Source organism: Enterococcus faecalis, assembly GCF_029024925.1.
Taxonomy (GTDB): Bacteria; Bacillota; Bacilli; order Lactobacillales; family Enterococcaceae; genus Enterococcus; species Enterococcus faecalis.
Window position 1 is genome coordinate 1,998,187 of record NZ_CP118962.1, and the last position, 20,833, is coordinate 2,019,019.

Sequence of the window (20,833 nt, forward strand, 5' to 3'; positions counted from 1 at the left end):
TTCTCCTTAAAAGAAAAAGCGTTGAATATCGTTCCAAGTAACTAACACCATTAACACCATGACAAACCCAAAGCCAATTAACGTAATGATGCCTTCTTTTTCAGGACTAATTGGTTTTCCACGTACACCTTCAATAATGTTTAAGACAATTTTCCCGCCATCTAAAGCTGGGATTGGCAACAAATTAATAATCCCTAAGTTCATTGACAACATGGCCATTAAGAATACAACTGTACTTACTCCAGCATTGGATGCTTCTTCCGATAATTTAAACATCATGACTGGCCCACCTAGTTTGTTTAAACTAAAGCCTGTGAATAGTGAGCCGAGTGCTTTAAAAATCTGTGTCGTACTATTCAAAGTATCCTGAATACCGCCCATCAATTTTGACGGTAAATCGGTTTTCATATAAGGATAAACGCCGACTTTACCAATCGTTTGTTTTTCCACTTTTTGTTTTTCTGGTGTCACTGTTAGTTGCTCTTCTTTGCCGTTACGCTCAACTATGAACGTTAACGGCTTTTCGGGGTTCTTCTGCACAATGGTTGTAAAATCTTCGTATTTTTTGATTTTTTGATTATTAATCGATAAGACTTTATCGTTTTCTTTCAACCCAGCTTCTGCGGCTGGGCCATTAGGAATCACTTGTCCAATTTGATTCGTGTTTAAATCAGTGACGCCTCCTTGTAGAAAGACCGCTAACGTAAACAGAATAAACCCTAAGATAAAGTTATTCATGGGTCCCGCAAAGTTCGTTAAAATGCGTTGCGATAATTTCGCTGATTGAAATTGAACGTCAAGTGGCGCAATCCGCACCTCGGTACCATCACTTTCAATAATCGTTGCATCATGGTCAACTTTATAAACGGTTTCTTCTTCCTCGTTTCCATTGACATAGCCCTTGATGAATAATTCTTTTTCAAGATCAAAATCAACGACTTCCATCGGAATACTATGAGGTAATTGTACTTTTTTACTTGTATTAATTTTAACCACATTACCCACGGCATTTAACTCAACAGATAGAGGCATACCTGGTGTAATTTCTGTCATGTCTTCGCCCATCCCAGCCATTCGCACATAGCCACCAATCGGCAATAAGCGAATCGTATAAGTGGTGCCATCTTTTCCACGATGCGCAAAAATCTTTGGTCCCATTCCGATTGCAAACTCACGAACTAAAATACCCGCTCGTTTTGCAAAATAAAAGTGGCCAAATTCATGTACGAGGACAAGAATACCGAAGACAATAATGAATGTGATAATTGTTTTCATAAATGTCCTTCTTTCTTCCTTCATTCACTGACGTTCAGTGCTTTTTATTATTACATGGGAAAGTCTCGTAAAAATTGCTCTGTTCCCTTCCCGATAAACCAGTGCAACTGTTTACTGAGAACAGTCGCCACTGTTAGTGAACAAATCTTTCCTTATGTAAGACAAGTTTTATTTTAGCATATTCACTCATAAATAACCATTGGACTTGACCACTTCGTCTGGATATTTTGTGTTTTTTTAGAAAATCCGTTAATTTGAGAACGTTGCTTTAAAAATTCAATAAGAATGTGGTTTGTTTAGCTCGTTATAGAAAAAATATAAGCTATAGTTGATTGGTTCTAATAGAAATAACTTTGAATAGACAAGGAAATTTCTTATTTGTTTTTTGCAAGGCAGAACGGTAGTTGTTAAAGAAAGAAACCAGCGTTAGACGCTGGTTTCTTGAAGTATGTTGTTGGTTTGAGGTTTTAACCCACACTACCTTCCATATAGATTTTTAAATTACACACTAGTTTAAACTAAAACAAACAAGGAAACACTTACCATTTAATCATAAAATTAGCTCATATGAATATATTAGAATGTAAAATAGACTGGTCAAAATCTGGTCAAAAAAGAGGACTAATACAGGTAGTCCTCTTTTTTGTTATTTTGATATTCTAAATCATTTTTTATTGGATTATTCCCTTGTTCGATATAGACCCAAATTGATCTATCAATAATTATCAAACTGAGTCATATAGAGACAAAAATTTCAAAAATGACCTGTTAAATGGTCATCGAATATCATTTAAAATCAATACGACGGAGTCAGACACGGAGTCAAAACAAGCCCGCTGAGAGTAAAAAATATATACAGTCCCATAGGTAAAGTGCCACAGGACTGTATATTTTTTTATTTGAGATTACCTGAAATGATTCCATTTACTTTTTATCTCATTTTTTCCTACTAGTTAGTATCAAATACTCTCCTATTTTCTCAATAAACTATTTTGGGTTACATGGTATCTGAAACAGCTAAAACCTTGTCATTACAGCAAAAAATCACTTTATCTCCGTTTCATTTCAGATACATTTCACTTAAGCGGATTCCAAAAAAACAAAAGAAAAAGGAACCCCTAGTTAGCCTATGCTTTTTATTGGTTCCTCTCAAAACACGGTCATATAACAACGGGGTGGGGTAAATGAATGAAAAAGGTGGAGGAAACATTATTCAATAGCTGTCTTAAATACTTCGTTATAAAATGTGAACAAATAAAAGACATCTATCCCTATTTTCTACACTTCCACTTTACTACCATCTTTGAATCGTACAATTTTCTTAACTCTTCTCGTTTACCTCAATTCATTTTCAAGTGGAATCAGCTCATCATCTAACATTTTACGCCATGCTCGCTTCATTTCTTGTGGGTATTTAAATGGTTTCGCTTCTGGATGGTTGGCTTTATATCCTTCGTAATCCTTACTGTTGATAATTGCTTTCATATTAGGAATTGGATCTTCACCTGGCATATATTGCAGATTAGAAGCATGTAATTCTTTCTCAGAAACAAACCACTCGTTGGAAAAGACATGAATCAAATCATCACTCGCTTGTGTAAAATAGCGACGTTTAATGACAAAGATATCTTCATTACTATCTAAAGTCCCCACATCAAATGCATTTAAAATTTGTCGGTAAACTTCTTTGACTCCTTCTGTTTTATTCAATTTAGCCAAAGCTTTTTCAATTTCATCTCGTGCATCTGAACTGTTCGCAGCATAAGTTCCTAGTAATTGATCAATATAAGTAGAATCAATATCATACAACTTAGTAGTATTTTCACTATAAAATTCGATCGTTGAAAAATCTTCTCCTTCTTTTTCTGGTTCTTCCTCTATCAATGAACCTTTCACGGTCTCGTACACGCCAATTTGTTCTTCCAAAAGTTGAATTTGATTGTTCAAAGTTGAAGATTGCACAATGTCATCATTGTAATCGTCATAAGTCACTAACGATTCATACGCACGATTCAATTCTTGAAATGCTTTGACGTACTCGATACGGATTTCAAGTGGCGTATGTTCATCAATGGATTCCATGGATGAAACCTCCTTTAACTTACCATATGCTTGCTTGAATCTTTTTTTGGATTCTTGATAACTTGGACAAATCAAGCCCGATTCCTCTTTAGCTTCTGAATACAGTTTTGTCGCATCCTCGACATTCTTCTCCATTGTCGCTGGCTTACGAAACGTCACAATCAATCCTTTTGTCTTATCAGGATACGTACGATTCGTACGTGAAAAAGCTTGGATCAGTCCTGCATACTCTAGATTACGATCCACAAATAGGGTTTGAATCGTAGGCGCATCAAAACCTGTCAACAGACGATCCACTACGATCACTAAATCAATTTGTTTCCCAAATTGTTTGAATTCCGCTCTTTTTCGTGCCAAACGATTATTGATATCTCCGTTATAACGCTCAATGTCTGCTAATGACCAGGAAGTATCATAATACTGATTATATTCCTCAATAATTTTTTGCATTTCTTCTTGTTGGACACTTGAATCTCGGCTGTTTTCTTCTAATGAATAGGTAATAGCGATCCTTGGGAAATCAGGATCCTCCATCGTTCGTCCTTCACGAATGGGCTGATTGGGAAACTCTTTTGTTAACCATTCAGGTTCTTTTGTCATTTCTTTGATGGCCCGATAATACTTTTTGGCCATGTCAATGGAACTCGTGGTTAAGATTGCAGATTTCGTTGGACGGCCATTTCGAAAATCAAATTTTGTATAGGCATTATCTGGACGGAACATTTTATGGATGACTTTTTGGATATGCTCATCTACTTCAAAAACAGCAGGGTCCAAATAACTTTCTTTTTTGATTGACTCCATTTGATCGATCATACGATTGATCTGTTCTGATGAATACTCTGCATATGTTTCTACTTCTTTTAATTTCCGATAGATTTTATTCTCTAATGAAGTCGGCTCAACGGTATTTTCATGCTCTACTTGAAATCCTAAAACCGAGCCATCTTCTAATGCATTCTTGATGGTGTAGGTGTGCAAGACCTCTCCATACTGATCATGGGTCGTACGTGCCAATTGCCCTTTGGCTTGTTTCCGATTCTCAGGGAAAATCAGCGTACCTGTAAAGCCAAACCAAGTGGACTTCGGAAACATTTTTTTGATTTCTTCCATATTTTCAGCACTTAACGCTCGATGACACTCATCTACTACAAACACGATATGTTGTCCCATTAATTTTTGGAAGCGATTGGTTCCTTTTTTCTCTTCTTGTTTCTTTGCATATTTCAACGCCGCATCTAGTTTTTGACGGGTTGTAATAATCACAACATTTGCATTGGCATCTGCCAACAGAGTTTCACTTAACTCTTTGGCACTTCCTGTTCCCACGATCAAGCTATTCGCTTTGGCATTACCAGAAGAAATCCCAGTATTAAACTCCGAAGCAAATTTCGTAAACTCTGTGGTGGTCTGATTATCTAAATCTTTGCGGTCCACTAACATGATCGTTCGATCGATCCCCGATTTTCGTGCTAAAAGCTTAGTAGATACAAAACTAGTCAACGTCTTTCCTGAACCAGTCGCATGCCACACATACCCTGATTGATGTTTATTTGCGGCAATAAACAAGGCTTGAATCGCATGAACTTGATAAGGATGTAACACCATGAGGGTTTTGTTGTCTTGATCTTCACTGACAATCGTATAATCCGCAATCAAGCGATGGGCATCCGGGATATTTAGCACTTGTTTACAAAACTCATATAAGTTTTCTACTTTTTCATTGTCTTTCGTTCGCCAACTAAATAAAAACTTAGGGTGCAAGTCTTTCGGTAAGGCATTTGCAAAATACCGGGTCGTTTGTTCATTGGAAACTACAAACAACTGCAAGGTCGAAAAGATATTGTTCCGAAACATGCCTTCTTCTGCATACTTTTTGATTTGGTTAAACGCCTGATAGACGCCATCTTTTGCGGTTACTTGTTTCAACTCGATTTGGACAATCGGTAATCCATTGATTAATAAGGTAACATCAAAACGTCGATCCCGTGCTTCTATGTTACTTCCACGTTTTGCAATTTGATGAACCACTTCATACGTAGAGATTCCTCCACCAATGTCTTGATTGGAATAAAGGATAAGTGAGACAGAACCCAATTGCGAATCTTCCCGTTCAATCGTGATCCGAGCCATCCCATTTTCACCTTTTAACCATTTCGCAGCATCAAAGGGGATTTTCGTCCGTAGCAATAATTCCGTTTTGATCGTTTCAAATTCTTTATCGGTCAAAGGAGAATCATTCAGTTCTGCTTGATTATTTGAGATAATTTTTTGGCGTAAATTGACCCAAAGATCTTCTTCTGATTTTAGATCGGGACGATACGTCCACTGATTATGTCCTTCCCCAAGTACACGAATCAACTGTTCTTCGACTTCCGCTTCCTCACGGTGACTAATTTTCATTCTTCTTCCCTCCTAGACAAACATCTTTTGCAAGAAGCCTTTTTTCGTTTCTTTTAGTAAATCTAACTTGCGTTGTTGAAGAGCGATCGTGTCGTCGAGTTGTTTGAAGAAAGTGCCGATTTTAAATTGTTCATTATAGCTTGGAATAATTATTGGTACTTTAAGCAAAACATCTCGAGTTAATTGCGGCTGTGCGCCACCTGTAATATATTTTTTTAGTGAATAAGACAACAACATTGCATAGAGAAATTTTTTATTAATACGCGAATTGTAAAATTAAGTTAGAAAAATAAAAAGGCATTTATGGTACACTCAAATTGTATTTCCGACGAAAGAAAACAAAGGAGTGTAACCATAAATGACCTACAAACATCTTACCATAGACGAACTGACAATGATAGAATCATATTATCTTCAACATAATAAACCGGTTGAAATCGCTAACCGAATGGGACGTGCTATACAAACTATTTATAATGTAGTCAATAAGTTCAAGCAAGGCAAGACTGCTCTTGATTATTGGCACCAGTATAAAGAAAATAAGAAAAAATGTGGTAGAAAAGTCATTCAATTACCTGCTCATGAAGTAGATTACATTAAAGAGAAAGTCACTCTTGGTTGGACGCCTGACGTCATTATCGGGCGAAAAGAAAGGCCTGTTTCATGCGGTATGAGAACACTTTATCGTTTATTTTCTAAAGGGATATTTGATATTGACACACTACCGATGAAAGGTAAAAGAAAACCCAATGGCCATCAGGAAAAACGGGGAAAACAACAATATCAGCGCTCAATCCATGATCGACCTGATAATTATCCTGATTTCAATTCTGAGTTTGGTCACCTTGAAGGTGATACGATCGTTGGCATTCATCATAAAAGTGCCGTCATTACTTTAGTTGAAAGATTATCTAAAGTCATTATCACGATTAAACCCAACGGCCGTAAGGCATTAGATATTGAAACCGCCCTTAATCAATGGTTTTCTCGCTTCCCTAAAAACTTCTTTAAATCTATTACGTTTGACTGTGGAAAAGAATTTTCTAACTGGAAAGCCATTAGTAACCAACACGATATTGATATATATTTTGCGGACCCTGGAACACCTTCTCAACGCCCATTAAACGAGAATTCTAACGGGATTCTGCGTCGTAATGGACTGCCGAAATCAATGGATTTTAGAGAAGTGAATCAGACATTTATTTCCAGTGTCAGCAATCAACGTAATCATATTCCAAGAAAATCATTGAATTACAGAACACCAATTGAGATATTTTTGAGCTATGTACAAGAAGCATTTTATTCTAACTTAATTTGACAAATCATAATATCAAAATCTTCAACATTAATCACCATTGAATTTCCAGTAATCCAAACAGGCGCTTTAACATAACTGGGAGTTCCTGTTCCTTCTCCACGTGCAGAAATTGTTACTTGGTCTTCTAGGTGATTTGATTTTGAATAGAACCCAATGTAACCATTTGCTCCAAAAACAGGATATCCAGTATCTAATAGCTCAGATCCTGAAATAGTTGGTGGTTGATACATTTTGGCAATATCCCCCAACTTACACTGTTCCCAATCTCCCGTAAATCCAGGAAACCGGATTTCTGGCACTTTTGCTCCGTTTTTAGGGAACATTTTTTGTAAGAATCCTTTTTTCGTTTCCTTCAGCAAATCTAATTTGCGCTGATGAAGAGCGATGATGTCGTCGAGTTGCTTGAAGAAGTTACCAATTTGTTGTTGTTCTTCAATATGCGGAATTTTAAGTTCAATATTTTTTACTATTTTACTATTTAATTTAGGTGGTTCTGTTGCAAAGTTTTAAATCTACTATCAGATAAGGTAGAATAATAGAAAAAGATAGCAGGAGGAATGACGATGAGTCATTTTAAAGGAAAGCAATTTCAGCAGGATGTGATTATTGTAGCCGTGGGCTACTATCTTCGTTATAACCTTAGCTATCGTGAAGTTCAAGAAATCTTATATGATCGTGGCATTAACGTTTCTCATACGACGATTTATCGTTGGGTGCAAGAATATGGCAAACTACTCTATCAAATTTGGAAAAAGAAAAATAAAAAATCCTTTTATTCATGGAAAATGGATGAAACGTACATCAAAATTAAAGGAAAATGACATTATTTGTATCGAGCCATCGATGCAGATGGTTTAACCTTGGATATTTGGTTACGTAAAAAACGGGACACACAAGCAGCCTATGCTTTTCTTAAGCGGTTAGTGAAGCAGTTTGATGAACCGAAGGTTGTAGTCACAGATAAAGCCCCCCTCTATTACAAGTGCCTTTAAGAAACTAAAAGAATACGGCTTTTATCAAGGGACAGAACATCGTACCATTAAATACCTGAATAATTTGATTGAACAAGACCATCGTCCAGTAAAGAGACGCAATAAATTCTATCGAAGTTTACGCACTGCCTCTACCACGATTAAAGGCATGGAAGCCATTCGAGGATTATATAAGAAAACCCGAAAAGAAGGCACTCTCTTCGGGTTTTCGGTCTGTACTGAAATCAAGGTATTATTGGGAATCCCAGCTTAAATCATAGATACCGTAAGGGATTTTATTCTTTATTTAAAACTTTGCAACAGAACCTCTTTCGCTAACAGTTCCTACTGCCAAGCCTGTAGTGGACTTTCACCACCAAGTTTTCACCCATGCAGGGCGCACGCAAAAATAGCTCAATCATCAGATACAGATGATTGAGCTTCAAAATAATACTATACGTTTATAAATTGAGTTATTTTCAATAATATAACTCAATCCCTCGTGTTACATTTTGAAATTTTGAACAGTTCTATGATTTTCATAAATTAGTTTAAAACTCAAAATATTTAACATCTAATCTGCTCTACCACTTCAATCGTTTGCTGCAATCTTTCTGGGTCACTTCCAAAACGTCCCAACAAGACACCGTCTAAATCTGCTAAATCCAGCATAGTCTTGGTATTCTCTGGACTAACAGTTCCACCATAAACTACTCGAATATTATCCGCGTCCTTCCCAAATAGTTCAGTTAATGAATTCCTAATAATGGCAACCGCTCGACTGATATGAGGCGCACTGGCAGCTTTGGTTTTCCCAACGGCCCAAGCAGGTGTATACGCTATCACGATTTTCTTCAATTTATCGCGATCAATTTGATATAAAGCATTGAAAATTCGTAAAAATAATTCTTCTTTTAGTTCTTGTACATAATTCGGATTCTTGATTTCATCAATGACGTTATTCGCATCTTTTTCTTCAATCTCGCCAATACAAACAATCGGGGAAATGTCATATGCTAAAGCAAGCTTCACTTTTTTATTAATCGTCTCATCTGTCTCATTGTATAATTTTCTACGTTCCCAATGACCAAGTTCGACAAATTTCCCATGCATATCCACTAAGGATTGAATCGAAAATTCACCACTGAGTTCACCTTGATCGATCTCGGCCATATTTTGAGCACCGAAAGCAAATTGACTGCCTGTAAGAACTTTTGAAACTTGATGGATGGTACCCATTGATGGCAAAAGTACAACCTCAACTTTATGGTTTTCAGATTGATGGTTGAGAACATCAACAGCATACTCTTCTGCTTCAGAAATCAAGTTTTGCCTCATAGACCAATTCATAATTACGATGGGTTTTCTTTGTTCCATTTTGATCATCTCCATTGTTACTTCTATTTATTCTTACCTTAAAAATGACTATATAACTCACAGAAATCTGTAATTACCTATTGGAGAATGCCACCCAGTCTTTTTCAAACTGCTCGATACCCTTATCAGTTAACGGATGACTCCATAATTTCGGGAATAGATTACCAGGAATTGTCGCGATATCTGCACCTAGTTCAGCCACTTTCTCCACATGTTCAAGTCCTCGAACACTCGCGGAAATAATTTCTGCTTTGTATCCATAGTTATCTAGTACTTTTCTCAAGTTTTTAATTAAAGCCATACTGTCAGTTCCAATATCATCTAAACGACCTAAAAATGGGCTGATATAAGTAGCGCCAGCTTTTGCGGCCATCAAACCTTGAGCTACGGTAAAGACTAACGTTACATTGGTTTTGATTCCTTTTTTAGATAGAGTGTTTACTGCTTTCAATCCTTGTTCTGTCATCGGGATCTTGACGACAACATTACGTGCCCACTTTGCAAGCACTTCTGCTTCGGCGATCATTTCTTCAGCTTGCGATCCTGTTACTTCCGCACTTACAGGCCCATCGACGAGAGAACAAATTTCTTTGATGACCTCTTCAAAATCTCGTCCTTCTTTAGCAATAATTGTTGGATTCGTCGTTACTCCATCAACTAAACCCAACTCATTGATTCGTTTGATTTCATCTACATTTGCCGTATCTAAGAAAAATTTCATTATTAACCTCTTTCCGCGATTTTCTTTCAGCGTTCATTTTTTAAAGACACTATCCCCTTTGTCAATAGGGCTAGTTTGAGACATTATTTTCTCTTACAATGCTCATCATTTCCAAGGCATGTTTGGTAATCGTCGCAAAATCACCTGTATCAATCAAACGTTTATCCGTTAAATAGCCGCTAATCCCAGCACCGCTGAAACCTAGATCAAGATAGTCTTGCAAGTTATCAGGTGTGACTCCTGCTGTTGCGACTAGTTTAATATGATTGATTGGCCCAAGAATGTCCTTGATATATCCTATCCCCAAAGCTCTAACAGGGAACACCTTGACAAAATCTGCACCCGCTTCATTCGCTGAGATTATCTCGCTTGGTGTTAGCGCCCCAGGCATCGAGACCATATCTAATTCTTTTGTTCGTTTGATAACACTTGAATTCGTATTAGGCGAGATAATATATTCTGCTCCTGCTTGGTGAGCGGCTTCAACTTGTTCAATGGACAGAACAGTACCCGCTCCAATTTTAACTTCATTTCCAAACTCCTTAACCAGCGAGGCGATGGCCTTTGGAGTCTTAGTCAAACATTCAGGATCTCCTTGATCAAAAGTAACTTCTACAAGCTTTACTCCACCATCGTTTAGCGCGGACACCAAGTTAATAAGCTTTTCCCCATAAGTTCCTCGACAAATTGCAATTACTTTATTCTTTTCGATGAAATCGTTCATTTCTAGTTTCATTAGGCTTTCTCCTTTGTTAAATCCGCCACTTGACTCTTATTTTTCTTTTTTGCTGGTGTTTCTTCTAAAGCCGGCTTTAAAAAGCCAAGTATCAACGCTGTCACTAATGATCCAATTATAATTGCAGCAATAAACCATAGTTTATTGTCAACAACCGGTAATACAACAAATCCACCATGAGGAACATAGCATTTCACATTCCCAATCGCTCCAATTACACATCCTACCGCTGTCCCAATCATTGTTGAAGGCAAGATTCGTTTCATATCACTAACTACGAAGGGAATGGCTCCTTCAGTAATTCCAATACATCCCATGATTCCAGCAGCAACCGCCGCATCCCGATCACCTTCAGTAAATTTCTTTTTAAAGAATAATGTCGCTAAAAAGATCCCAATAGGTGGAATAGCCACGGCGATTCTAAACATACCGTTCGGTTCATAAATACCTTCATTCATAAGTGCAAGTGTAAACATCGAAACTGATTTGGTGATTGGTCCTCCCATGTCGACTTCTCCGAACAATCCAATAAATACTGCCAATAAAATGGCACTGCTACCGTTTAGACTGCTCATGATACTAGTTAATCCGTTCATCAAAAATGCCAATGGTGTGGCAACAACATAGATGTAAATCAAACCTAGAATAAAAACCGAAATGGTTGGTATGATCAGAATCGGTAAAATGGTTTTAATCGTTTTGCTAACTTTCCATTTTTTCATCCATTTGACCAAATATCCTGCAGCAACACCTAGAAGCATCGCCCCTAAAAATCCTGACTTTACTTCCACATCATTTACAGTAACAGGATTATTAGCAAGGAACCCTAGAATCATCCCTGGCGCCAAACCAGGCTTACCCGCAATTGAATATGCGATATAGCCGCCCAAAATAGGAATCATCATTGCAAAAGCTGCTTTACCTAAAAGGTTAATGTTCTGCATTAATTCGTTAGTAACAACAACTCCTGTATCGCTTTTTTCTCCAGTAGCAAGTGAGATGGCCAACATGATACCACCAGCAACTACTGCAGGCATCATGAAAGAAACCCCACTTAAAAATGATTTTTGAACTTCCTTTAAAGTAGCTTTGATATTCATTTTATCCTCCTTTATTTTTACCCATTTACTAACTTCTCAGCAGCATCCAATACTTTCGCAGGATACGAAATAGCATCATTGACATCAGCATTTAAAACTAATTTATCTTCAAAACGTTCTTCATTCTCAATAAAGACAGATACCGCCAAAATGACTACATCTGCTTCTTCAGCTTCTTCCTCAGTAACCTCATTCTCGATCCCGATGCTGCCTTGAGTTTCAATTTTGATTTCATGTCCTCTCTTTTTTCCTTCTTTTTCCAATGCTTCTTGAGCCATGTATGTGTGGGCTACTCCTGTAGGACATGCCGATACTCCAACGATTTTCATATTAAATTCCTCCTATTTTCTTTTCTACTTGATATAGTGAATCTAAAATTGACTCTTTGCTCCCAGTTAATAAATCATTTCTAAAACCTTCATCTAAAAGCTTTTTGCTGATTTCAGCGAGTACTTTCAAATGAAAAGTCGTTTTATTCTCTTCTGGTATTCCTAGCATAAACACCAATTCAACTGTATTACCATTTGTATCCCATTGAATTGGTTGGTTCGTTCTAAGAAAACAGATAAAAGGATTGATTACTTCTTTTGATTTCCCATGAGGGATACTTACGTCATAGCCGATCGCTGTAGAAAATTCTTCTTCTCTTTTGTTTACAGCTTTAATATAATTTGCGCTATTTTTTAAATAGCCGAACTCTTTTGCCTTTTCTGATAAATAATGAATGATGGATTTCTTATTTGTTAACGCCGAATCCAAAACGATTAAACCTTCATCAATCAATTGTTTGACCTCCTAATACTTTCACTATTTCTTCTTCATCTTTGCTAAAGATAAAACGATCGATATTTTTCTTCGTCTCAACGATCCGATAGATTTCTGATAATATTCCTTTAATATGCTTTAAATCCTTTTCTGCAACACAGATCATTAAAACAGTGTTGATCATTCGAAAATTCCAACGTATTGGTTTTACTAATGTCATAATTACTAATTTGCTTTCCTTAACTGTTGATGGTGAAGGATGTGGAATCGCCGCCCCAATTGGAAGATCTGTCACCCCTAGCTTCTCTCTATCCCAAATTGCCTGTTCGAACGAATCCGTAACGAAATCATTTTGCAAAAGCTTTTGAGTGATCCTTTTGATGCATTGTTCTTTAGTAGCAACTGTTTCGTTCAAAAAAATCAAATCTGAATCGATTATTTTTCCTAAGTGCTCAAACGGTTGATCGTTTACTTCTTCCTCATAAAATAAATCTAGATAAGTCGCGGAAACTTTTTTTAGATCTTGTTTACTCATTAGCGGGGAAACATACGTTACAGGAACATCAATTTTTTCTAATTGTACTGAAGAGATCACCAAATCAATTTTATTCAAATCTCTTTTATAGAGTGTTCGTAATGAGACAACTTCAACTATATCCTGTGGAGAGAATACCCTTTTTAAACGATTGGCAATCAGCTCTGATGTTCCGATTCCAGTAGGACAAACAATTAATATCTTACGATTTGCCGACAACCGATCGATGGCCCCTTGAAAATGGATCATCATGAACGCGACCTCATCATCGGTTAAGCGAATATCTAATTCCTTTTCAATCCCGGCCAATATTAGCCAAGTTGTACTGTATAACACAGAATACTCTCGCTTTATTTCCTCCAAAAGCGGATTACTGACAGGAACGTTCAATTTAGAACGATATATCATGGACACCAAGTGATAAAGAATGTTCATGTAGAGTTTTTCATCTCTGGTTAAGTCAACCTGAATTGAATCACTCATCTTCTGAATCATCTTTCTTACCACAGCATCGTATTCCTTCTGAATTGCTAAATCTCTCAAACGTGGTTCGAAGCCATGAGCCACTAATTGTCGATTGAAGTATTCAAAATCGTTTGAATCTAGCTTGATACTGTTATCCAGTTCAAGATTCTCTACTAATTCATTTGCTAAAAAGAAAGTTTTAAGCGACTCCACATTTTCAAATAAAAAATTATCTTGATATTCAATATGAAAACCTTCCTGCAAACGAAGAACAAATATACTGATTGACAATACTAATGATTGAAAATGATCATCAGACAATTTATCGATATTAAAGTGATCATTTGTTTGCAGAAGTCCAGAAACTTTTTTGATGATGTCCTTAGGTAAAAAACTGAATAATAAGCTGGGAAATTGAACTCTATAGCTATTGGTTAAGTCTGATTTATCAATGATAAAGTAAGCATATTGTTTAATTGCCTTTTGTATCTCAGACTCATTTCCGTTTACCTTTGTTCCATTATTATCAGAACGAATCGTGACCGAACTTCCTTCAATAACAGTCTGTATTTGATCTAAGTCATTTGAGATCGAGGTTCTGCTGACGAGAAACTCATCAGATAATAGTTGGTAAGACACCTTTTTGTTTCTCAATAATAAATATTCCGCCATTTTGATTTGCCGCTCGAGTGGAAGCTGATTGAAGTCTATTTGAGTTGAAGCTTCACCAAAAATTTTTAATATTTCATCATTTGACAAATCAGACTTACTTAGAAAAATACCTTTACCTTGCCGTTTCAAGATTTCAATTTTCCTTTTTTTTAATGCCTTATTCAGTTCATCAATGTCTTTATACAATGTACGATCGGAGATAGATAAAATCTTGGAGAAATGATTTACCGGTAAAAAATCTTTTTGCTCCAAAAGCAATCTCAATAATTTATGTTGACGCTTGCTTATTTCATGCATGATTTTTCTCCTTTCTAGGGAGCGCTTCCCTGTATCTGTAATTTATCATTTTATTCTACATTTGGATATCACATCTCGTTTCAAGATGGTTCCTGAAGTTTTCTAAACATATTGAAAATATAGGATCATAAAACCAATTTCATACAGTAAGCAATTTTTTTATCAAATAAGAAATTCTTTTAATGTCTGTCTCTTCAAATCCTCTATACAAAGAGAAACAGATTGCCCTTATCTGTTTGACAAAATAAGAGCAATCCGTTTCTACTAAATGTTTAAGAATTAATACGATAAATCTTCCCCATTAGTTGCAATAACCTTTTTATACCAGTCAAATGATGCTTTCTTGATTCTCTTCTTCGTTCCCTTACCTTCATTATCCATATCTGTATATACGAACCCGTAGCGTTTTGTCATTTCCCCGGTTGCTAAAGAGACCAGATCAATTGGCGCTCATGGTGTATACCCCATTACAGGAATCTTGTCTAAATTAATTGCATTGCTTATTTGTGTGATGTGGTCGGGGGTGCGGACATAATCCTGGACTAAAAATGAACTTAGGAGGAATATCCGTATGTTTTCCCACGAAGAACGTGTAAAAGCAATTCAGTTATTTTTAAAATATGATTGCTCCTACGCCGCTACCATTCGGAAATTAGGTTATCCGTCCGTTGGAGCACTACGTCAATGGTATAAAGAATATTTGGTATCTGGAGAGCTCCATCAGGAACTCCGGAAGAAGTCAAAGTATTCTGAAGAACAAAAAAGAGTCGCTGTGAATCATTATTTTGAATATGGTCAATGTTATGCACGAACCATTCGAATGCTTGGTTACCCAAATAAAGGCTCCTTACGACAATGGTGTGAAGAACTCGCACCAGGTGCTAGAAAACTTCGAAAAAGTGCGGTAAAGTTAACCAAAGATCAAAAAGAAGACGTGTTGAAAAAGTTCTATAAACCTCAAACCAACAGAAAAGGCTTAGCTGAAGCTGAAGGAATCAGTAGGGTTGCTCTATATCAATGGAAGGCCACTTATCTTGGAAAGGATTTCCCTCTGCCCATGACTTCAAAAAATCAAGGAAAACAAAAAGAATTACTTTTAAAGGAAGTAGAAGAGTTACAAGAACAAGTACACCAATTGCAGCTTGAGAAAGCATTACTCGAAGGAGCAGCTGAACTACTAAAAAAAGGAAAAGGCATCAATCTACTTCGTCTATCAAATCAAGAAAAGACTCTATTGATTGATGCCTTACGAAATCAATTCAACTTGAAAGATCTTCTTCAACAGCTCCAGTTGTCTAAGATTTGATACTAACACCAAACTCTCTAACAGAACAATTTGTCTATGATTTTTCTTTCTTTTCTTGTCGTGGAATCGACCTAGACGGGGTTTATGAAGCTAGCTTGGGACAAGCTAAAATCAAACAACAAATAATGAGACGGTCAAAACATTCTATTTTACTAGTTGATGAACACAAATTTGACTCGCCTCACTTTTACAAAATTGCTGATTTCGCTGATTCTCACTCAGTAATAACAAATACTTTACCGACAGAAGATTATCAAAAGAGAATCGATGATGGAATCACTGATTTTATTTGGTTGAACCCGAAACTTAGGAGCCAACCAAATGAATAGTAATTGAGCCTCATAAAAAAAGGCGATCCACCTCAGATGGATTGCCTTTTTAATATAAATATCATTAATTAATATCGTTTCCTTTCGTACCTCAACAGCTGAGTATTGTCCACATTGAATTTCAAGAAGTCAATCATCGTCTTCCCATGAAAATAATTGTCAATCACCCGAATCAAGGCATTGTGACACACCAACAAAACATCTTCGTCACTTTGTTCCAACTCTGCCAGCAAAGGATACACCCGACCGGCAACATCCATGATGGATTCGCCGTCTGGTAATGGTAGCGAGAATTCCACACGAACCTTTTGGAATTCCGGTGTTTCAATTGGTAAGCCATCATACTGTCCAAAATCCATCTCAATTAGGCGCGGTTCCACCTCAATGGGTACCGACACTTTTTCATTAATGATTCGGGCCGTTTCCTGGGCCCGCCTCAATGGTGAGACATAGATTTTAGTGATTGGCTGCTCCAAGTCGCTGACCAATTGAGCCAATTCCTCTGCTTGAGCATAACCGACTTCCGTCAGCTCAATATCCGCATGACCGCAAATTTTGCCGTCCACATTATATTGGGTCTGACCATGACGTGCTACGTAAATCATCGGGCACTCCCCTTTGCAAGCGGACGTTTCTCATCCGCCATTTCACCCAGAACCAGCTCTGAATCAGTGGCCAATTGTTGTAAAGCCGCCACCATCTCAGCTTGCGATTTGCCAAAGACCAGGGAGAAAGAATTATTCTTACTCTTGTAGAAGGAAACAAAAGAGTTGCCACCAGCTAATTCTTCAATTTGAATTTGGGGGTAGCGGGCAAACTCGCCGTTCAAGACACCTAGTTTAACGACTCCTTCTTGTGACAAGCCTTCTTTTAAGAAACCATTGATCAGGATAATAGCGGCAAAAGCCCCCAGTTTGATTTGATCCGCCAGATTACTTGGCCAAAAGATTACAAGTATCGCTACCGTCAATGCGATACTCAAACCCATACGAATCCAGCTGGTTTGAGCCGCCACGATAATTTTCTTTTGATCTTTTACTTGTAAGACGACCAACAATCCTAAAAAGCCTGCAATCACTAGTGCTTCTGCCATTTTCTATCATCCTTTACTTATTTTTACCACTCGGCGATGGTGCCGTCGTAGTTTTTCCATTGTGGGTTGGTCCAAACCAAACCTTCTTGAGAAATTTCCTTAATGCGGTCTTCATCCATTTCCAAACCAAGGCCTGGTTTAGAAGGTAGGTCAACATAGCCGTCTTTGTATTGGAAAACTTCTTTGTTTTTGACAAAATCCAACAAATCAAAGCCTTTATTGTAGTGGATACCCAAGCTTTGTTCTTGGATAAAGACATTTGGTGTACATGAGTCCACTTGCAAGGTAGCTGCTAATGCAACTGGTCCGTATGGTGCATGTGGTGCCACGGCCATATCATGAGCTTCAGCCATAGCCGCAATTTTGCGGGTTTCTAAAATTCCGCCGCAAAGGGCTACGTCTGGTTGGATAATATCGATGGCGCCTTGTTTGAAGATATTTTTAAACTGCCAGCGAGTGTACAAACGTTCGCCGGTTGCTAAAGGGACAGCAACTGCATCGGCAACTTCTTTGTAATGCTCTTCATTTTCCGGCAAGACAACTTCTTCCAAAAACATTGGGTGGAATGGCTCCAGGGCCTTCGCTAGAACTTTAGCCATTGGTTTATGCACCCGACCGTGGAAATCCACACCGATATCCATCGCGTCACCAAAACGTTCCCGAATGGATGCCACCCGTTCGACAACTTCATCCACTTTTTTGTAAGAGTCGATATAGTGCAATTCTTCGGTAGCATTCATTTTAACGGCAGTAAAGCCACGATCAAAACGGTCTTGCGCTTGTTCAGCGACTTCACTTGGCCGGTCGCCACCAATCCACGAATAAACTTTAATGTTATCCCGGGCGGCTCCGCCTAATAATTCATAGACAGGGACGTTAAAGGCTTTTCCTTTGATATCCCACAGCGCCATTTCCAATCCGGAAACAATCGTCCCATTGATGGGGCCACCACGGAAGAAGGAGCGATGCATTTCTTGGAATAAGCGTTCAATTTCAAATGGATTACGCCCAATCAAACGATTACCGATCTCATAAGCACCCGCAACAACTGTTTCAGTCTTGGTTCCGGAGATCATTTCCCCCCAGCCGTCAATGCCTTCATCGGTGGAAATCTTCACGAAGATCCATCTTGGTTTTACTTTGTATACTGTAATATCTGAAATTTTCAATTTAAACCCTCCAATTATTGTGCTTCTACTGGTTCATTCATTTCTCGGTTCACTTTTTTCACACCGTCAAAGTAGTACCATACACCTGCCAATACCAACAATAAGACCGGAATCCCGATGATTGGTTTGTAGGCAAAGGCGATGAATACCAAATAACTTTGGATCATGGAAGTTGCCGCAAATGATGAGATCAACATTGATGAAGTACCCAAGTCGATACCCACTGATTTAGCAATTGCTGTCAACATTGGGGATGTTGCAGAACCACACCATAGCAATGAAGCAGTAATGACTAAACCGATCACGATGTTTTTCAACAAATTCCCGCGAGTCAAGGCAACCACCATCGCTACCCGGAAAGGCACAACGGCCAAATCGGCAAATGGTAAAACGCGGTTTCCTGGCAAGACTAAGGCCATGGCGATTGTTAAAGGAATAATGATCAATGCTGTTGTAATAACATCTGGATTCCCAACGACAACCGCTGCATCCAATCCGATAAATAAACGTGTTCCTTTGAATTTTTCTTGGGACCATTTTTGAGCTGCATCAGAAATTGGCATCAGACCTTCCATGAACAATGAGGTCATTTTAGGAATCAAAACCAAAACGGCGGACATGCTGACACCTAATTGCAAGACGGCCTTGATATCGTAACCGGCCAAAGCACCAATCACCATCCCAATAACCAGCCCCATGATCATTGAGTCACCGAAGAACCCAAGATATTTTTGTGCATCCTTGATCGTGAATTTCGATTTGCGGAATAATGGAATACGATCCAGTAACCAGTTCAACGGCCAAGCAATCACTAAGGAAGACAAGGCGGACACAGTTGGCAAGGAAACGCCCGGAATTCCAAAGAAGCTTTCCACCATCGGTTGTGACCAGTCGGAGATTTTAAAGGTAACGATTGCCATCACAACAGAGGCACCAACACCTAAAAACACATTTTTGGTAACAAAGTAGACCATCACCCCAACGATGGCCATGTGATGGTAATTCCAAATATCCACGTCCAACGTATGGGTACGTTTCAAAACCAATAAAACGATATTAACCAGTAAGATGGCGAAAATCAGGATTGGAATGATGGGTGATGCCCACGTAACTGCGGCGATTGAACCCCAACCGACATCCAACGCATCCAGCTTAACACCGGTCCGTTCAACCATAGCCTTCGCAGCCGGGCCGACGTTAGTGGTCATAAAGTCCAAAATCAATTTGATTCCGGCAAAACCAATACCCAACGTCAAACCTGATTTAAATGCACGGGTAATCTTTAAACCAAAGATCAACCCGATGATGGTAATGATGACTGGCAACATAACTGTCGGTCCAGCATCGATAAAGAAGTTAAAGACATTCATAATGATTTTCATTTTTTCAGCTCCTTTAATCCGCTATTATTTCAATAAGTTCAAGATTTCTTCCATCGTTTTGTCAGCACCGATTCCTGTCAGGATAGGCATGCCTTTTACCACTGGCACATTGCCGGTTTGACCATCGAATTGACCGGTTGTCACCAACAAATCATACCCTTCGACTTTGCCGGGCACTTCCATTAGTTTGGTTTGGGTAGTTGCCACTTCAACTCCGTGTTCTTGCAAGTATTCTTTAACCTTTGTTGCTACCACTGTTGATGTTGCAATACCGTTTCCACATGCGACTAAAATTCTTTTCATGATAATTTCCTCCGATTGCGAGCTTTCCACTCGTGATTTTTTATTTTTTAAAAAACGGCTTTCTTTAATAAAGCCAATAATTCTGTATCATTGCGGGCGTCAATCATTTCCTGACGCAATGGTTCATCTTGGATGATGCCGACTATTTTTTGCAACATTTCCACTTGCCCATGGGGCTCACCAATTGCCATCATAATCACGATCTGAATTGGTAATTGAGCTTTATTGTCTTCCATATTATGGAAAAGTACCGGCTCTTTTAGCGTGGCAATCGCCAAAGTCGTTTTATTGACCATTTCATAATTTGCGTGGGGAATAGCAATTCCCGGGGGCGTTGATGGCAATCCCGTTGGGTATTCTTTTTCCCGATCTTGGATTGCTTGGATGTACTCCTCTTTGACATACCCTTTTTGATAAAGTTCACCTGCCAGATAGGCCAAAACTTCACTATCTGTTGAAGCTTCGACGTTTCGGAAGACAAGTTCCTCATTCAGATAAAGTTCCATACTTTCCACTCCTTGTTCATATTTCACC

Annotated in this window: 18 protein-coding genes and 4 pseudogenes; 4 read left to right on the plus strand and 18 right to left on the minus strand. The window is 38.2% G+C overall.

The annotated features are described in order from the left end of the window. Positions 1–6: 6 nt before the first annotated feature. From rseP to PYW42_RS09890, 3 genes are all read right to left on the minus strand, one after another. Complete coding sequence (gene rseP / locus PYW42_RS09880; protein WP_002408800.1) at positions 7–1,275, minus strand: RIP metalloprotease RseP; 1,269 nt, start codon at positions 1,273–1,275, stop codon at positions 7–9. 1,335 nt (positions 1,276–2,610) lie between these two features. Continuing rightward, positions 2,611–5,760 carry a type I restriction endonuclease subunit R gene (locus tag PYW42_RS09885; protein ID WP_002410834.1) on the minus strand — a complete coding sequence of 1,050 codons (3,150 nt, stop codon included), beginning with the start codon at positions 5,758–5,760 and terminating at the stop codon, positions 2,611–2,613. A gap of 12 nt (positions 5,761–5,772) precedes the next feature. Beyond that, entirely contained in the window at positions 5,773–6,021 is a 249-nt protein-coding gene (locus PYW42_RS09890) for a restriction endonuclease subunit S (protein WP_256586871.1), read from the minus strand. A 97-nt stretch (positions 6,022–6,118) separates the two neighbouring features. On the opposite strand from PYW42_RS09890, the gene PYW42_RS09895 reads away from it, so the two are divergent. After that, on the plus strand, positions 6,119–7,078 hold the full coding sequence (locus PYW42_RS09895; RefSeq protein WP_000221326.1) for an IS30-like element IS6770 family transposase: 960 nt from the start codon (positions 6,119–6,121) through the stop codon (positions 7,076–7,078). An 8-nt stretch (positions 7,079–7,086) separates the two neighbouring features. On the opposite strand, the pseudogene PYW42_RS09900 reads toward PYW42_RS09895, so the two are convergent. Then, positions 7,087–7,584: pseudogene (locus PYW42_RS09900) on the minus strand (restriction endonuclease subunit S); the annotation flags it as partial. Positions 7,585–7,641: 57 nt separating this feature from the next. On the opposite strand from PYW42_RS09900, the pseudogene PYW42_RS09905 reads away from it, so the two are divergent. Further along, positions 7,642–8,323 (plus strand): annotated as a pseudogene (locus PYW42_RS09905) (IS6-like element IS1216 family transposase). A gap of 293 nt (positions 8,324–8,616) precedes the next feature. Here PYW42_RS09905 and PYW42_RS09910 read toward each other — a convergent pair. From PYW42_RS09910 to PYW42_RS09945, 8 genes and pseudogenes are all read right to left on the minus strand, one after another. Then, on the minus strand, positions 8,617–9,426 hold the full coding sequence (locus PYW42_RS09910) for a triose-phosphate isomerase family protein (RefSeq protein ID WP_002362847.1): 810 nt from the start codon (positions 9,424–9,426) through the stop codon (positions 8,617–8,619). Between the two features lie 73 nt (positions 9,427–9,499). Further along, positions 9,500–10,147, minus strand: a complete 648-nt coding sequence (fsa, locus tag PYW42_RS09915) for a fructose-6-phosphate aldolase (RefSeq protein ID WP_002380569.1) — start codon at positions 10,145–10,147, stop codon at positions 9,500–9,502. Positions 10,148–10,217: 70 nt separating this feature from the next. Continuing rightward, positions 10,218–10,883, minus strand: coding sequence for a bifunctional 4-hydroxy-2-oxoglutarate aldolase/2-dehydro-3-deoxy-phosphogluconate aldolase (locus PYW42_RS09920; RefSeq protein ID WP_002388302.1), 666 nt, complete (start codon positions 10,881–10,883; stop codon positions 10,218–10,220). Continuing rightward, positions 10,883–11,983, minus strand: coding sequence for a PTS fructose transporter subunit IIC (locus tag PYW42_RS09925; protein ID WP_002362844.1), 1,101 nt, complete (start codon positions 11,981–11,983; stop codon positions 10,883–10,885). Before PYW42_RS09925 ends, PYW42_RS09920 begins: the two co-directional genes overlap by 1 nt. A 17-nt stretch (positions 11,984–12,000) precedes the next feature. Further along, positions 12,001–12,312, minus strand: coding sequence for a PTS fructose transporter subunit IIB (locus PYW42_RS09930; protein ID WP_002362843.1), 312 nt, complete (start codon positions 12,310–12,312; stop codon positions 12,001–12,003). A 1-nt stretch (position 12,313) separates the two neighbouring features. Next, on the minus strand, positions 12,314–12,766 hold the full coding sequence (locus tag PYW42_RS09935; RefSeq protein WP_002362842.1) for a PTS sugar transporter subunit IIA: 453 nt from the start codon (positions 12,764–12,766) through the stop codon (positions 12,314–12,316). Next, complete coding sequence (locus tag PYW42_RS09940) at positions 12,759–14,717, minus strand: BglG family transcription antiterminator (RefSeq protein WP_002362841.1); 1,959 nt, start codon at positions 14,715–14,717, stop codon at positions 12,759–12,761. The genes PYW42_RS09935 and PYW42_RS09940 overlap by 8 nt, the downstream gene beginning before the upstream one ends. A 279-nt stretch (positions 14,718–14,996) precedes the next feature. Next, positions 14,997–15,185 (minus strand): annotated as a pseudogene (locus PYW42_RS09945) (family 1 glycosylhydrolase); the annotation flags it as partial. A gap of 103 nt (positions 15,186–15,288) precedes the next feature. On the opposite strand from PYW42_RS09945, the pseudogene PYW42_RS09950 reads away from it, so the two are divergent. Both PYW42_RS09950 and PYW42_RS09955 read left to right on the plus strand, forming a co-directional pair. Next, positions 15,289–16,017: pseudogene (locus PYW42_RS09950) on the plus strand (transposase); the annotation flags it as partial. Between the two features lie 2 nt (positions 16,018–16,019). Further along, positions 16,020–16,352 carry a sugar phosphate isomerase family gene (locus PYW42_RS09955; protein WP_002362835.1) on the plus strand — a complete coding sequence of 111 codons (333 nt, stop codon included), beginning with the start codon at positions 16,020–16,022 and terminating at the stop codon, positions 16,350–16,352. 68 nt (positions 16,353–16,420) lie between these two features. On the opposite strand, the gene PYW42_RS09960 is transcribed toward PYW42_RS09955, so the two are convergent. The 6 genes from PYW42_RS09960 to PYW42_RS09985 are packed head-to-tail and all read right to left on the minus strand — an operon-like array spanning position 16,421 to position 20,805. After that, positions 16,421–16,957, minus strand: a complete 537-nt coding sequence (locus tag PYW42_RS09960) for a histidine phosphatase family protein (protein WP_002362834.1) — start codon at positions 16,955–16,957, stop codon at positions 16,421–16,423. Continuing rightward, positions 16,954–17,445, minus strand: coding sequence for a hypothetical protein (locus PYW42_RS09965; RefSeq protein ID WP_002362833.1), 492 nt, complete (start codon positions 17,443–17,445; stop codon positions 16,954–16,956). The genes PYW42_RS09960 and PYW42_RS09965 overlap by 4 nt, the downstream gene beginning before the upstream one ends. Before the next feature lie 23 nt (positions 17,446–17,468). Continuing rightward, on the minus strand, positions 17,469–18,614 hold the full coding sequence (dgoD, locus tag PYW42_RS09970) for a galactonate dehydratase (RefSeq protein ID WP_002362832.1): 1,146 nt from the start codon (positions 18,612–18,614) through the stop codon (positions 17,469–17,471). A gap of 14 nt (positions 18,615–18,628) precedes the next feature. Continuing rightward, positions 18,629–19,996, minus strand: a complete 1,368-nt coding sequence (locus tag PYW42_RS09975; protein ID WP_002388305.1) for a PTS galactitol transporter subunit IIC — start codon at positions 19,994–19,996, stop codon at positions 18,629–18,631. Positions 19,997–20,020: 24 nt separating this feature from the next. Beyond that, positions 20,021–20,299, minus strand: coding sequence for a PTS sugar transporter subunit IIB (locus PYW42_RS09980; RefSeq protein ID WP_002362830.1), 279 nt, complete (start codon positions 20,297–20,299; stop codon positions 20,021–20,023). Between the two features lie 47 nt (positions 20,300–20,346). After that, entirely contained in the window at positions 20,347–20,805 is a 459-nt protein-coding gene (locus PYW42_RS09985) for a PTS sugar transporter subunit IIA (RefSeq protein WP_005469866.1), read from the minus strand. Positions 20,806–20,833: the final 28 nt, after the last annotated feature.

What these genes read in the sequence shown, in the direction of transcription:
- PYW42_RS09960 (WP_002362834.1), bottom strand. Translation starts at nt 16,957, where the DNA reads ATGATTTACGTAGCACGTCATGGTCAGACCCAATATAATGTGGACGGC.
- PYW42_RS09975 (WP_002388305.1), bottom strand. Translation starts at nt 19,996, where the DNA reads ATGAAAATCATTATGAATGTCTTTAACTTCTTTATCGATGCTGGACCG.
- PYW42_RS09930 (WP_002362843.1), bottom strand. Translation starts at nt 12,312, where the DNA reads ATGAAAATCGTTGGAGTATCGGCATGTCCTACAGGAGTAGCCCACACA.
- rseP (WP_002408800.1), bottom strand. Translation starts at nt 1,275, where the DNA reads ATGAAAACAATTATCACATTCATTATTGTCTTCGGTATTCTTGTCCTC.
- PYW42_RS09980 (WP_002362830.1), bottom strand. Translation starts at nt 20,299, where the DNA reads ATGAAAAGAATTTTAGTCGCATGTGGAAACGGTATTGCAACATCAACA.
- PYW42_RS09895 (WP_000221326.1), top strand. Translation starts at nt 6,119, where the DNA reads ATGACCTACAAACATCTTACCATAGACGAACTGACAATGATAGAATCA.
- PYW42_RS09965 (WP_002362833.1), bottom strand. Translation starts at nt 17,445, where the DNA reads ATGGCAGAAGCACTAGTGATTGCAGGCTTTTTAGGATTGTTGGTCGTC.
- PYW42_RS09940 (WP_002362841.1), bottom strand. Translation starts at nt 14,717, where the DNA reads ATGCATGAAATAAGCAAGCGTCAACATAAATTATTGAGATTGCTTTTG.
- fsa (WP_002380569.1), bottom strand. Translation starts at nt 10,147, where the DNA reads ATGAAATTTTTCTTAGATACGGCAAATGTAGATGAAATCAAACGAATC.
- PYW42_RS09925 (WP_002362844.1), bottom strand. Translation starts at nt 11,983, where the DNA reads ATGAATATCAAAGCTACTTTAAAGGAAGTTCAAAAATCATTTTTAAGT.
- PYW42_RS09885 (WP_002410834.1), bottom strand. Translation starts at nt 5,760, where the DNA reads ATGAAAATTAGTCACCGTGAGGAAGCGGAAGTCGAAGAACAGTTGATT.
- PYW42_RS09920 (WP_002388302.1), bottom strand. Translation starts at nt 10,883, where the DNA reads ATGAAACTAGAAATGAACGATTTCATCGAAAAGAATAAAGTAATTGCA.
- PYW42_RS09910 (WP_002362847.1), bottom strand. Translation starts at nt 9,426, where the DNA reads ATGGAACAAAGAAAACCCATCGTAATTATGAATTGGTCTATGAGGCAA.
- PYW42_RS09985 (WP_005469866.1), bottom strand. Translation starts at nt 20,805, where the DNA reads ATGGAACTTTATCTGAATGAGGAACTTGTCTTCCGAAACGTCGAAGCT.